The sequence below is a fragment of the Pseudomonas fluorescens genome, assembly GCF_004683905.1.
GTDB classification, from domain to species: Bacteria; Pseudomonadota; Gammaproteobacteria; order Pseudomonadales; family Pseudomonadaceae; genus Aquipseudomonas; species Aquipseudomonas putida_A.
The window spans coordinates 5,940,420-5,953,545 of record NZ_CP038438.1 but is presented as its reverse complement, the minus strand read 5'-3'; the positions used below and the strand labels follow the sequence as shown (position 1 = coordinate 5,953,545).

General features: G+C 59.7%; 14 protein-coding genes. 5 read left to right on the top strand and 9 right to left on the bottom strand.

Translation table 11 applies throughout. The annotated features are described in order from the left end of the window. Position 1: 1 nt before the first annotated feature. The gene (exbB, locus tag E4T63_RS27625) at positions 2-958 is read right to left on the bottom strand and encodes a tonB-system energizer ExbB (RefSeq protein WP_098966280.1); all 957 of its coding nucleotides are present in this window, start codon (positions 956-958) and stop codon (positions 2-4) included. Positions 959-1,146: 188 nt separating this feature from the next. Between exbB and E4T63_RS27620 the strand changes: the two genes are divergently transcribed. Continuing rightward, complete coding sequence (locus E4T63_RS27620) at positions 1,147-2,004, top strand: SDR family oxidoreductase (RefSeq protein WP_135296837.1); 858 nt, start codon at positions 1,147-1,149, stop codon at positions 2,002-2,004. A gap of 137 nt (positions 2,005-2,141) precedes the next feature. Here the strand turns inward: E4T63_RS27620 and E4T63_RS27615 are convergent, their stop codons facing one another. The 6 genes from E4T63_RS27615 to E4T63_RS27590 all read right to left on the bottom strand — a co-directional run bounded on the left by E4T63_RS27615 (position 2,142) and on the right by E4T63_RS27590 (position 7,449). Then, positions 2,142-2,882 (bottom strand): hypothetical protein, encoded by a 741-nt coding sequence (locus E4T63_RS27615; protein WP_027610405.1) that lies wholly within the window; start codon positions 2,880-2,882, stop codon positions 2,142-2,144. Between the two features lie 73 nt (positions 2,883-2,955). Further along, positions 2,956-3,336, bottom strand: coding sequence for a RidA family protein (locus tag E4T63_RS27610; RefSeq protein ID WP_003229509.1), 381 nt, complete (start codon positions 3,334-3,336; stop codon positions 2,956-2,958). A gap of 24 nt (positions 3,337-3,360) precedes the next feature. Next, positions 3,361-5,466: a bifunctional GTP diphosphokinase/guanosine-3',5'-bis pyrophosphate 3'-pyrophosphohydrolase gene (spoT, locus tag E4T63_RS27605; protein ID WP_007920338.1), complete on the bottom strand. Its 2,106-nt coding sequence runs from the start codon at positions 5,464-5,466 to the stop codon at positions 3,361-3,363. A gap of 57 nt (positions 5,467-5,523) precedes the next feature. Beyond that, a complete protein-coding gene (gene rpoZ / locus E4T63_RS27600) occupies positions 5,524-5,787 on the bottom strand; it encodes a DNA-directed RNA polymerase subunit omega (RefSeq protein ID WP_003229503.1) in 264 nt (87 codons plus the stop codon). Positions 5,788-5,954: 167 nt separating this feature from the next. After that, positions 5,955-6,575: a guanylate kinase gene (gene gmk, locus E4T63_RS27595; RefSeq protein WP_003229498.1), complete on the bottom strand. Its 621-nt coding sequence runs from the start codon at positions 6,573-6,575 to the stop codon at positions 5,955-5,957. A 10-nt stretch (positions 6,576-6,585) separates the two neighbouring features. After that, positions 6,586-7,449: a YicC/YloC family endoribonuclease gene (locus E4T63_RS27590; RefSeq protein WP_102356281.1), complete on the bottom strand. Its 864-nt coding sequence runs from the start codon at positions 7,447-7,449 to the stop codon at positions 6,586-6,588. Positions 7,450-7,719: 270 nt separating this feature from the next. Between E4T63_RS27590 and rph the strand changes: the two genes are divergently transcribed. The 3 genes from rph (at position 7,720) to gltS (ending at position 10,437) form a co-directional block, all read left to right on the top strand. After that, positions 7,720-8,442 (top strand): ribonuclease PH, encoded by a 723-nt coding sequence (gene rph, locus E4T63_RS27585; RefSeq protein WP_027610407.1) that lies wholly within the window; start codon positions 7,720-7,722, stop codon positions 8,440-8,442. 29 nt (positions 8,443-8,471) lie between these two features. After that, a complete protein-coding gene (locus tag E4T63_RS27580; RefSeq protein ID WP_003229492.1) occupies positions 8,472-8,840 on the top strand; it encodes a DUF4870 domain-containing protein in 369 nt (122 codons plus the stop codon). Positions 8,841-9,228: 388 nt separating this feature from the next. Continuing rightward, complete coding sequence (gltS, locus tag E4T63_RS27575; protein WP_098966275.1) at positions 9,229-10,437, top strand: sodium/glutamate symporter; 1,209 nt, start codon at positions 9,229-9,231, stop codon at positions 10,435-10,437. Between the two features lie 79 nt (positions 10,438-10,516). Here the strand turns inward: gltS and E4T63_RS27570 are convergent, their stop codons facing one another. Further along, the gene (locus E4T63_RS27570; RefSeq protein WP_003229491.1) at positions 10,517-11,296 is read right to left on the bottom strand and encodes an exodeoxyribonuclease III; all 780 of its coding nucleotides are present in this window, start codon (positions 11,294-11,296) and stop codon (positions 10,517-10,519) included. An 82-nt stretch (positions 11,297-11,378) separates the two neighbouring features. Between E4T63_RS27570 and pyrE the strand changes: the two genes are divergently transcribed. Further along, positions 11,379-12,023: an orotate phosphoribosyltransferase gene (gene pyrE / locus E4T63_RS27565; protein ID WP_007954442.1), complete on the top strand. Its 645-nt coding sequence runs from the start codon at positions 11,379-11,381 to the stop codon at positions 12,021-12,023. A gap of 187 nt (positions 12,024-12,210) precedes the next feature. Here the strand turns inward: pyrE and argB are convergent, their stop codons facing one another. Next, positions 12,211-13,116: an acetylglutamate kinase gene (gene argB, locus E4T63_RS27560; RefSeq protein ID WP_003229488.1), complete on the bottom strand. Its 906-nt coding sequence runs from the start codon at positions 13,114-13,116 to the stop codon at positions 12,211-12,213. Positions 13,117-13,126: the final 10 nt, after the last annotated feature.

The window sequence follows — 13,126 nt, the reverse complement described above, 5'->3', positions numbered from 1 at the left end:
ATTACCCCACTTTCACCATGTGTGGTTGCGAGCTGCTGCGCTCAGGCTGGTGATCGAGGTCACGGCTGACCAGCAACAGGACCTGCGCCGAAGCGTCGGACACCTGCGCCTTGTAGCCGGCGATGGAGCGGGCGAACACGTTGTAGATCACCACCGCAGGAATCGCAGCAACCAGGCCCAGCGCGGTGGCCAGCAGCGCTTCGGCGATGCCCGGCGCCACGACGGCAAGGTTGGTGGTCTGGGTCTTGGCGATGCCGATGAAGCTGTTCATGATGCCCCACACGGTACCGAACAGGCCGACGAACGGCGCGGTGGAACCGATGGTGGCAAGAACGCCGGTGCCGCTGCTCATGTTGCGGCCACAGGCAGCGACCAGACGCTCAAGACGGAAGCTGACGCGCTCCTTGATGCCTTCTTTCTCGCGGCTGTTGACCGACAGGCGCATCTCTTCGAGGGCGTCGTGCACCAGCAGGTTGGCGAGGGTGCCTTCCTTTGCCGCAGTGGCGCTGGCTTCCTTGAGGGTCGCGGCTTTTTTCAGGGCAGCGATTTCACCGCGCAGACGACGCTTGGCGCCCATCAGCTCGAAGCCTTTGGCGATCCAGATGGTCCAGGTGATGATGGAAGCGATGGCCAGACCGATCATCACGATTTTCACGATGATGTCCGCGTTCTGGTACATGCCCCATGGCGACAGGTCGTGGGCCATGCCCAAGCTGTTGTCAGGTTCGAGCACTTCAGGCGCGTCTGCTGCGCTGGCGTCTACAGCCTGTACCGGGTCGGTGGCGGCTGGCGCGGCGGTAGCAGGCGCGTGCTGTTCGGTGGCAGCCGGAGCGGCTGGCGCTTGTGCGTCAGCGAAAGCAGCGGTCGGCGCCAGCATCAGGCTGAGCAGCAGGGCCGCCACCGCGCTCCAGGCGCGAGGTCGTGTGGTTGGCGAAGCGGGGAATTGATTACGTGTCATGCTGGCCGGACCTGAGGTAGAAAAACGGTGATGCTCTTCCAGGCCTCGTGAGGCCGAGAACAAAAGTGGGGTGCATTATTGCAAGTAATTCTTGTTAACAAAAGTAATAGAGTTTCTTTTTTTCCTTCATTGCTAGCCGTTCGTCCTTTGCGAGGGCTAGTCTGTTCCTTTCGTTTGGGAGTTTTTTCATGTCCGCGCCTTCTGTTTTGATTGCCGGTTGCGGTGACGTCGGCAGTCGTCTGGCTACGCAATTGTTGGCCGCCGGCTGGGAGGTGCATGGTCTGCGCCGTGATGTTTCGCGTTTGCCGGATGGCGTCATCGGCGTCGCCGGTGACCTGTTCAAGGAAGATTGCCCGGAAAACTGGCCGTTCGGGGCGGTGGATTATCTGGTGTATTGCGCAGCGGCAACCGATCACGATGAGGCCGGTTATCGTGCGGCTTACGTGCAGGGTTTGCAGAACGTGCTGAGCTGGCTGGACGACTATGGGCAGACCCCTGAGCGGCTGCTGTTCGTTTCCAGCAGCAGTGTGTACGGGCAGCAGGAAGGGGAGTGGGTCGACGAGCATTCAGCGACCGTCGCCAGCGGCTATTCCGGGCAGGTGATGCTTGAGGCTGAGCAAGTGGCGCTGAAAAGCGGTATCCCGGCGAGCATCGTGCGCCTGACCGGCATTTACGGCCCCGGACGTGAATGGCTGTTGACCCAGGTGCGTCGCGGTTATCGGGTGGCGGTCGAGCCGCCGCTGTACGGCAATCGCATTCATGCTGATGACGCGGCGGGGCTGATGGCGTTTCTGCTGCAGGCGGCCCATCAGGGCACGCCGTTGCAGGATATTTATATCGGTGTGGACGATGCGCCGGCACCGCTGGCCGAAGTGGTCGCCTGGTTGCGCGAGTATCTGGGTGTCACCGATTGGGCGGAAAACGCCAGCGTACGCCGCACCGGCAGCAAGCGCTGCAGCAATGCCCGGGCGAAGGCGCTGGGCTGGACGCCGAAGTATCCGAGTTACCGTGAAGGCTATGCGGCGATTCTTGAAGGTAAGTGCTGACTTCCAGACACCCAAAAACAACTGTAGGAGTGAGCCTGCTCGCGATGTGGCTATAACATTCAACACTTATGTTGGCTGTTAAACCGTCATCGCGAGCAGGCTCACTCCTACAAGGTTATGTGCTGTCTCGGGGAAGCTTACTGCTTTTCAAGCAACCACTTGCGTTCACCCGGGGTGAACTGCGGCATTTCATCCGCCAGTGCGGTATTCACTGCCTGGAAAATCTCCAGCGCCTTGCCTTTGCGGGCAAAGATCCAGTTGTTGCCCTGGCCGTTGAGTTGCAGCCACATGCTGTCGTGGTCGCTGTTCATCGAGGCGCAGTCGCCTGCCAGGCACAGGGCATAGCGGTCGGCGCCGGGCAGGCCGGAGACCTGGCCATCGGCCTGGAACTGCACGGTGTTGCCTTCGCCGTCGCCGCTGGCAATCTTCCAGCTGCCGCCCAGATAGGCCGAATACAGTGCGCGTTCGAAACTGGCGCCAATCGGTGCGCCTTCCGGCACGGGGATTTGTGCGCGGTCGAACAACTGATCCGGCTCGTTCTCGGTGGCGGCTTGTTTCATCCGTCCGCCGTCGCGCTTCAGCTCACTGCCGGAGCTGCCATAGAAGTCGACTTTCCAGGCGCCGGACTGTTCGCCCTGCAGCCGTCCTTCGACGTTCTCGAAACCGTTGGTGTAGCGGGCCTGACCGGCCTTGGTGTTGACGTCCCACTCCAGGTTCGGGCCATAGGCCTGAAGCGCTTCGCGCAGGGGGCCGCCCTTGGCAGCAGCGTCGATCGCCACCTGGTTGATCCAGGTGCCGCTGATGTCACGGTCGGCGGGGTCGCTGGCACAGCCGCCGAGGAAAATGGCGAGCAGCGAGAGAGCAAGCGCTTTGCGCATGGTGGAATCCTTTCAAAACCTTTTCTTTACCGCAGAGCAGTCGGCGCAGCGTTTGAAGGCTGCGCCGTGCGCATTACTCGATGACCAGGATGGCATCCATTTCGACTTGCGAACCCTTCGGCAGGGCAGCAACGCCGATGGCGGCGCGCGCTGGGTACGGCTGGTCGAAGTACTTGCCCATGATCTCGTTGACCTTGGCGAAGTGGCTCAGGTCGGTGAGGAAGATGTTCAGCTTGACGATGTCCTTGAACGAACCGCCAGCGGCTTCAGCCACGGCTTTGAGGTTCTCGAACACCTGGACGGTCTGGGCTTCGAAGCCTTCAACCAGTTCCATGGTCTTTGGGTCCAGAGGAATCTGGCCCGACATGTAGACGGTGTTGCCGGCCTTGATCGCCTGGGAGTAGGTACCGATGGCGGCTGGGGCCTTGTCGCTGGTGATAACGGTCTTGGTCATGTATGACTCCTTGTTAGGTGTGAATTAGGCACGCATGCGGGTGATGCGGATGACCCCGGTCAGGGCGCGCAGTTTCTTGATCACGCGGGCCAGGTGCACACGGTCGTGGACGCTGACCACCAGTTGGACGACGCTGATGCGGCCATCGCGCTCGTCCATGCTGATTTTCTCGATATTGCCGTCGGCCGCGTTGACGCTGCTGGCCAGCAGGGCGATCAGGCCGCGCTGGTGCTCCAGCTCGACGCGCAGCTCGACGTTGAATTCGCCGGTGACATCCTTGGCCCACGAGAGCTGGATGCATTTTTCCGGGTTGTGCCGGATTTCGCTGATGTTGCGGCAGTTGTCCAGGTGCACGACCATGCCTTTGCCCGCCGACAGGTGCCCGACAATCGGGTCGCCCGGGATCGGCGTGCAGCATTTGGCGTAACTGAGCACCAGACCTTCGGTACCGCGAATCGCCAACGGGCCTTCCGGGCTCGGCAGCTGCTCGCCTTCGCCGAGCAGACGGCGCGCCACGACATAGGCCATGCGGTTGCCCAGACCAATGTCTTCGAGCAAATCTTCGATCAGTTCGAGGCGGTATTCGGTGAGCATCGCCTTGACGCGCTCGGCCGGGATTTTCTCCAGTGAGCTGTCGAAACCGTTGAGCACCTTGTTCAGCAGGCGTTCGCCGAGGCTGATGGACTCGGAGCGACGTTGCAGTTTCAGTGCATGGCGGATGTGCGTACGTGCCTTGCCGGTGACCACGAAGTTGAGCCACGCCGGATTCGGCCGCGCGCCGGGTGCGCTGACGATCTCGACCGTGGAGCCGCTTTGCAGCGGTTCGGACAGCGGTGCGAGACGGCGGTTGATCCGGCAGGCGATGCAGCTGTTGCCGACGTCGGTGTGCACCGCATAGGCAAAGTCGACCGCCGTGGAGCCTTTGGGCAGCTCCATGATCCGGCCTTTGGGCGTGAACACGTAGACCTCGTCCGGGAACAGGTCGATCTTCACGCTCTCGATGAATTCCAGCGAGTTGCCGGCACGTTGCTGCATTTCCAGCACGCCTTTGACCCACTGGCGGGCGCGGGCGTGAGTGCCTTTCGGCTGCTCGTCACCGCTGGATTTGTACAGCCAGTGTGCGGCAATGCCGTTGTTGGCCATCTCTTCCATTTCGCGGGTGCGGATCTGGATCTCGATCGGTACGCCGTGCATGCCAAACAGCGTGGTGTGCAGCGACTGATAGCCGTTGGCCTTGGGAATCGCGATGTAATCCTTGAAGCGTCCCGGCAACGGTTTGTACAAATTATGCACAGCACCCAGCACGCGGTAGCAGGTATCGACCTTGTCGACGATGATCCGGAACGCATAGACGTCCATGATCTCGTTGAAGGCCCGACGCTTGCCGCGCATTTTCTTGTAGATGCCGTAGAGGTGTTTCTGGCGACCGCTGACTTCGCCCTGGATGCCGTCGATCGCGAGGCAGTGGCCGAGGGACTCTTCGATCTTGTTGACGATTTCCTTGCGGTTGCCCCGGGCGCGCTTGACCGCCTGGTAGATCCGCGCGGAACGCATCGGGTGCATCGCCTTGAAGCCGAGGTCTTCGAATTCGATACGAATGGCGTGCATGCCCAGCCGGTTGGCGATGGGCGCGTAGATTTCGAGGGTTTCCTTGGCGATCCGGCGGCGTTTTTCCCCGGACAGCACTTCCAGCGTGCGCATGTTGTGCAGGCGGTCGGCGAGCTTGACCAGGATCACGCGAATGTCGCGCGCCATGGCCATGGCCATTTTCTGGAAGTTTTCGGCCTGGGCTTCGGCCTTGGTCTCGAAGTTCATCTGGGTCAGTTTGCTGACCCCGTCGACCAGTTCGGCCACGGTTTCACCGAACTGCGCTTGCAGCGCCTCTTTGGCGATACCGGTGTCTTCGATCACGTCATGCAGCATCGCGGCCATCAGGCTCTGATGGTCCATGTGCATGTCGGCAAGAATATTCGCCACCGCAAGAGGATGCGTGACGTACGCCTCGCCGCTGCGACGGCGCTGACCGTCATGGGCTTGTTCGGCGTAGAAATACGCTCGGCGGACCAGGTTGACCTGGTCGTTGCCGAGGTAGGTCGATAAGCGATCGGCGAGGGCGTCTATGCTCGGCATGATGACTCCTGCCGTAGGCTGTGTTCCCGCGCCGTGCTACGTCGACCAGGCATAGGCTTAGACGGCCTCGTTGGACTCGTCCTCGAACGCAGCGAAGACCGGGTCTTCGTGGACGATTTCCTGCTCGGCGATGAACTCGTAGCTCATCAGGCCTTCTGCGATTTCACGCAGGGCGACAACGGTCGGCTTGTCGTTTTCCCACTGGACCAGTGGCTCTTTGCCGCCGGTGGCCAGTTGACGGGCACGCTTGGTAGAGAGCATGACCAGCTCAAAGCGGTTTTCCACGTGTTCTAGGCAGTCTTCAACGGTTACGCGGGCCATGGTATTCCTCGGAGCGAATGCAATATGCGCGCTGCCCGGTTGGGCGAGCGGACTGAGCAGTTTAAAAAATCACCAGCGATTAGGGAAGCGCTGATTTTTTGACCAGACCCTTCAACGCGCTGCAAGCACCAATGTAAAGCGCTTGCAGCGGTTTTGGGAAGTGCTGATTAACCGAGCAGTTCGGCCAGTAATTTGCCGAAACGTACCTGCTGGCGTTTCTGTTGCAGCTGATTGGCGCGGAAAATCGCCTTAAGATCGTCCAGTGCATGGGCGAAATCGTCGTTGATGATCAGATAGTCGTACTCGACATAGTGGCTCATCTCGCTGACGGCTTCGCGCATCCGGCCATCAATGATCTCGTCACTGTCCTGGCCACGGTTGGTCAGGCGCTGGTGCAATGCTTGCAACGACGGCGGCAGGATGAAGATCGAGCGTGCCTGCGGCATCAGCTTGCGCACTTGTTCGGCGCCTTGCCAGTCGATTTCCAGAATCAGGTCGTGACCTTCGTCCAGCGTCTGCTGCAGGCGGCTTTGCGAGGTGCCATAGAAGTTGCCGAAGACTTCGGCGCGCTCGAGGAAATCGCCGTGCTCGCCCATCTTCACGAACTCTTCGCGGGTCACGAAGTGATAGTTCACGCCGTCCACTTCACCCGGACGCATGGCGCGGGTGGTGTGGGAGATCGAGACGCGGATCTCCGGATTGGCATCGGTCAAAGCCTTGACCAGGCTGCTCTTGCCTGCGCCCGATGGCGCGGAAATGATGTACAGGGTGCCGGTGCTGTGGGTCATGTCTGTTGCCTTACTCAATATTCTGCACTTGTTCGCGCATCTGCTCGATCAACACCTTGAGGTTGACGGCGGCCTGGGTGCTGCGCGGGTCGAAGGCCTTGGAGCCCAGTGTGTTGGCTTCGCGGTTGAGTTCCTGCATCAGGAAGTCCAGGCGCCGACCGGCGGCACCGCCGGACTTGAGCACCCGGCGAACTTCGATGATGTGGGTGCTCAAGCGATCCAGTTCTTCGGCCACATCGCTCTTTTGCGCGAGCATGACCATTTCCTGTTCCAGGCGCTGCGGATCCAGTTCGGCCTTCATGTCGGTGAAGCGGTCGAGGACTTTCTGACGCTGGGTCGCGAGCATCTGCGGCACCAGTTCACGCAAGGTCACGACGTCCTCTTCAATGGAAGTCAGGCGCTCGTTGATCAGGCGTGCCAGCTCCGCGCCTTCGCGCTCGCGGCCGGCCTTGAGTTCCTTGAGACCTTGATTGAACAGCGCCAGCGCCTCGGCGTTCAGCGCCTGTGGATCAGTGGCGTCGGCCACCAGTACGCCGGGCCAGGCCAGCACTTCCAGCGGGTTGAGTGCTGCCGGGTTCTTGATCAGGCCGGCAACGGTTTCGGCGGCGGCGACCAGTTGCGCGGCGCGCTCGCGGTCGACCTGCAACGGCTTGCCGGTGCTTTCTTCGGTGAAGCGCAGGGTGCATTCCAGTTTGCCCCGCGACAGGCCCTGACGTAGGGCTTCACGCACGGCGCCCTCGAGGTCGCGGAACGACTCCGGCAAGCGCAGGTGCGGTTCCAGATAGCGGCTGTTGACCGAGCGCAGCTCCCAGCTCAGGGTGCCCTGGACGCCGGCTTTCTCGACGCGGGCGAAGGCGGTCATGCTGTGCACCATGGCGGTGACCTCGCAATGCAGATCGGCGCAGAAGGGATGTTCCGCAGGCTCGATATCAATGAATTTAAGCCGACTGGCAGCAAAGGCGCAGGATTGTAGCGCAGTGCGGCGGATGCGCCCAAACACACGGTGTGACAAAGGGCTGCAGGCCGTCGGTTATGCGCGTTTCAGGCCTCTGGGTCGACGGTCGGAATTTTTAACCCGTGCCCAGGCGCGGTGCAGCGCTCTATAATGCTCGGCAGTTTTCCGTCCCCAGTACAGGTGTTCCCTATGAAACGTCCAAGTGGTCGCGCTGCCGATCAGCTTCGCTCGATCCGCATTACCCGCAACTACACCAAACACGCCGAGGGATCCGTACTGGTCGAATTCGGTGATACCAAGGTCATCTGCACCGTCAGCGTCGAAAACGGCGTGCCGCGCTTCCTCAAAGGGCAAGGCCAGGGCTGGTTGACCGCCGAGTACGGCATGCTGCCGCGCGCGACCGGCGAGCGTAACCAGCGTGAAGCGAGCCGTGGCAAGCAGGGCGGCCGCACCCTGGAAATCCAGCGCCTGATCGGCCGTTCGCTACGCGCTGCGCTGGACATGTCCAAGCTGGGCGACGTGACCCTGTACGTCGACTGCGACGTGATCCAGGCTGACGGCGGCACCCGCACCGCCTCTATCACCGGCGCCATGGTGGCACTGGTCGATGCACTGAAAGTGATCAAGAAGCGCGGCGGCCTGAAAGGCGGCGACCCGCTCAAGCAAATGATCGGCGCGGTATCGGTCGGCATGTATCAGGGCGAGCCAGTGCTGGATCTGGACTATCTTGAAGATTCCGCCGCCGAGACCGACCTCAACGTGGTGATGACCAGCACCGGTGGCTTCATCGAAGTCCAGGGCACCGCCGAAGGCGCGCCGTTCCAGCCTGAAGATCTGAACGCCATGCTGGAACTGGCGAAGAAAGGCATGAACGAAATCTTCGAACTGCAAAAGGCTGCACTGGCCGACTGAGCAGGTTCGCAACCCGCAAGGAGGACGTGATGAGTGATGAGCAAGAGTTGCTGCCCAAGCCGAGCCAGGAGGTTCGTCAATGGGCGATGTTTTGTCACTTGTCCGCCTTGCTGGGGATCTGGATTCCGTTCGGCAACCTGATCGGGCCGCTGATCCTGTGGCAAATGAAGCGCGAGACCGATCCATTCATCGACGCTCAGGGCAAGGAAGCGCTGAACTTTCAAATCACCGTGGCGATTGCTGCCGCGATCTGTCTGCTGCTGATGGTGTTGATCATCGGCTTCTTCTTGCTGGGCCTGCTGGCCATCGGCGCGTTGGTGCTGACGATCATTGCCGGGGTGAAGGCGAACGAAGGCTTTCCCTACCGTTATCCATTCACTTGGCGACTGATCAAATAACGATCAATGCAAAGCCTCCGTGACTCGTAAAGTTTTAATGTAAATGCCCTGACTTGTCAGGGCATTTGTGTTTTTGCAACTCGAATAATTACTCTTTCGTGTAGGAGCAGTTCTATCTGCGACAAGCGGTAGTGGATATTTTTATATATCTAACGCCTACACTTTTAGTCACAACTGCAATGCTTTAACGCGATCTCAGTCCTTGGCAACAGGACTTGTCGATTGTTAAGGTTGCTCCGCGCAACATTGCTTCAGAAATATCTCGATATATTCAAGCCATCAAAGGCCCTTGAATTCCACATCAATCAGTGTTGAGACAATCAGCCGATTCAATAGGCGTGCGCGGGTAAAAGTGCGCCTGATGAATAAATAGCCAAGAATATCCCCAATGATCCAGCTCGATTTTTATGGAACGCTCGTGGCCGCCTCTCTGGTGCTATTACTGGGGCGCGGACTTATTGCACGAGTCGGATTTCTGCGTAATTACAATATTCCTGAACCCGTCGCCGGTGGACTGGTGGTTGCGCTGGGTTTATTGATATTGCGAACTTTTGATATAGAAATCAGATTCGATACTTCACTGCAGGCGCCGTTGATGTTGGCGTTCTTTGCCACTATCGGTTTGAGCGCAGACTTTGCCAACCTGAAAAAGGGTGGTCGCGTAGTCGGCATATTTCTACTGGCGGTTACCGGGCTTCTGGTGGTTCAGAACGCTTTGGGCATTGGCCTTGCCAAAACGTTGGGTCTTGATCCGTTGATGGGGCTCCTGACGGGTTCGATCACGCTTGCGGGCGGTCATGGTACGGGGGCGGCGTGGGGCACGGTATTCAGTGAAAAGTACGGTCTTGCTTCGGCCTCCGAGCTTGCAATCGCCTCGGCAACCTTCGGCTTGGTCCTGGGCGGTTTGATAGGTGGGCCTGTGGCCCGCCTGCTCATCAAACGCGTTGAGGTGCCCGGTTGCCAGTTTCAAGAAACGCCACGGATGCCAAAGGGTTTTGAGCAGCCGAACAAAGAGCGCTCGATTACGCCCTTTTCGTTTATCGAGACACTTGCATTGATCGCGGTCAGTTTATTGGCTGGCAATCTTCTGAATGGCTTTCTGCACGGAACCGCATTCGAGTTGCCAACGTTTGTCTGCGTTTTGTTTGTGGGGGTGATGCTGCGTAACGGGCTATCGGCGCTGGGCCTGTATCAGGTATTCGAGCGTGAAGTGTCGGTGCTGGGCAATGTCAGCCTGTCGCTGTTTCTGGCAATTGCCTTGATGTCTCTCAAACTCTGGGATCTGGCAGCGTTGGCACTGCCGATATTCATCATCCTGGCTGCGCAAACGTTGGTCATGGCGCTGTTTGCGATTTTTGTGACATTCAGAGTGATGGGCAGTAACTACGACGCGGCGGTCCTGGCGGCGGGGCATTGCGGTTTTGGCCTGGGCGCAACGCCAACCGCCATTGCCAACATGCAGGCGGTGACGCAGCGTTTCGGGCCTTCGCAGATTGCGTTTCTGGTGGTGCCGATGGTCGGTGCATTCTTCATCGACATCATCAACGTGATCGTCATCAAGCTTTACCTGGCCTTGCCGTTTTTTGTCGCCGTCTGAGGTCAGGACGGCTTCAGGCGCGGCATAAAAAATGCCCGTATCTCGCGATACGGGCATTTTTTTAACGACGGATCGACGCTTAGATGGTCAGCGTCCAGTCGTAGTCGACGATCAGCGGCGCGTGCTGCGAGAACCGTGGCTGACGTGGCAGGCGCGCGCTGCGTACGAAACGGCGCAAGCCTGGGGTCAGCAGCTGGTAGTCGAAGCGCCAGCCCAGATTCAGCATCTCGGCCTGTTCGTTGTCCGGCCACCAGCTGTACTGGTCACCTTCGCGGCTGACTTCGCGCAGGGCATCGACATAGCCCATGTTGCCGACAATCTCGTCCATCCAGGCGCGTTCTGGCGCCAGGAAGCCCGGGGATTGCTGGCTGTCGCGCCAGTTCTTGATGTCGAGCTTCTGCTGCGCAACGTACAGCGAGCCACAATAAATGTACTCGCGACGTTTACGCCGCTGCTTGTCCAGGTACTTGCCGAAGTCGTCCATGAGCTTGAACTTCTGGTTCAAGTCCTCATCGCCGTTCATCCCCGAAGGGAGCAGCAAGGTGGCAATACTGACTTTGTCGAAATCTGCTTGCAGGTAGCGCCCGTAGCGGTCGGCCGTCTCGAAACCGAGACCGCTGATGACAGCCTTCGGTTGCAACCGCGAATACAAAGCCACGCCACCTTGGGCAGGGACTTCAGCATCGCAGGCATAAAGGAAGTAGCCATCCAGTTGGAAGGCTGGGTCATCCAGTTCAAAGGCGGAGGCACGGGTGTCCTGCAGGCAGATGACGTCGGCATTCTGTGCTTGCAGCCAACTGAGCAAACCACGCTCGACTGCAGCCTGAATACCATTGACGTTCACACTGATGATCCGCATAAATGGCCCCAAAAATCGCGTGCGTGTATGATACACGGCGTCAAGCTAATTAGCTAAATCCGTGGTATTTGGGGTTTTTTTCATGCAAGCGTATCAGCGCGATTTCATTCGTTTTGCCATCGATCGCGGCGTTTTGCGCTTCGGTGAGTTCACCCTGAAGTCCGGGCGCACCAGTCCTTACTTCTTCAATGCCGGCCTGTTCAACTCGGGTTCGGCCCTGGCGCAGCTGGGGCGTTTCTACGCGGCAGCCATCGCCGAAAGCGGCATTCCTTTCGACGTATTGTTTGGCCCGGCCTACAAAGGCATCCCGCTGGCAGCCACCACCGCTGTCGCGTTGGCCGAACACCACAACCGTGACCTGCCGTGGTGCTTCAACCGCAAGGAAGCCAAGGCCCACGGCGAAGGCGGCAGCCTGGTCGGCGCGCCGTTGACCGGTGAAGTGCTGATCATCGACGACGTGATCACTGCCGGCACCGCGATCCGCGAAGTGATGCAGATCATCGCTTCCCAGGACGGCGCCAAGGCCGCCGGCGTGCTGATCGCCCTGAACCGTCAGGAGCGTGGCAACGGCGAATTGTCGGCAATCCAGGAAGTCGAGCGTGATTTCGGTATTCCGGTGATCAGCATCGTTTCGCTGAACCAGGTGCTGGAATTCCTCGCCGACGATCCGCAGCTCAAGCAGCATCTGCCAGCCGTGGAAGCGTATCGCGCCCAGTTCGGCGTCTGAACTGTGGAATGAGCTTTTGTGGCGAGGGAGCTTGCTCCCGCTGGGCTGCGTAGCAGACCCGAAAAGCTTGTGAGCGCTGCGCACTCAAGCGGGAGCAAGCTCCCTCGCCACAATAGATGGAAGGCCGCAGGCAAAAAAAGACCCCGCTCAGTCAGGCTGAGCGGGGTCTTTTCGTTTCCGCGACGGCTTACGGACGCTTGCGATTGCTGATCAGCGTGCCCACACCAGTGTCGGTGAAGATTTCCAGCAGGATCGCGTTCGGTACGCGACCGTCGATGATCAGCGAGCTGCCAACGCCACCCTGAACCGCTTCCAGTGCGCAACGGATCTTCGGCAGCATGCCGCCGTAGATGGTGCCGTCGGCGATCAGATCGTCGACCTGCTGGGTGCTCAGGCCGGTCAACACGGTGCCGGACTTGTCCATCAGGCCGGCGATGTTTGTCAGCAGCATCAGCTTCTCGGCTTTCAGCGCTTCGGCGACTTTACCGGCCACCAGGTCGGCGTTGATGTTGTACGACTCGCCGTTCTCACCGACGCCGATCGGCGCGATCACCGGGATGAAGTTGCCTTTGACCAGCAGGTTCAGCAGCTCGGTGTTGATCCCGACCACTTCGCCCACCTGACCGATGTCGATGATTTCCGGCTGGGTCATCTCCGGGGTCTGGCGGGTGACGGTCAGTTTCTTCGCACGAATCAGCCCGGCGTCTTTACCGGTCAGGCCGATGGCACTGCCGCCGTGACGGTTGATCAGGTTGACGATGCTTTTGTTGACCTGACCGCCGAGGACCATTTCCACCACGTCCATGGTCGCGGCGTCGGTGACGCGCATGCCATCGACGAAGTGGCTTTCGATCGACAGGCGCTTGAGCAGATCACCGATCTGCGGGCCGCCGCCGTGAACCACCACCGGGTTGATGCCCACGGCTTTCATCAAGACGATGTCGCGGGCGAAGCCGGTTTTCAGCTCCTCGCTTTCCATCGCGTTGCCGCCGTATTTGATCACCAGGGTCTTGCCGACATAACGTCGGATGTAAGGCAACGCTTCGGACAGGACCTGGGCGGTGTGGGCGGCGGCTTCGCGTTCGAGGGTCATTCAGGGCTCC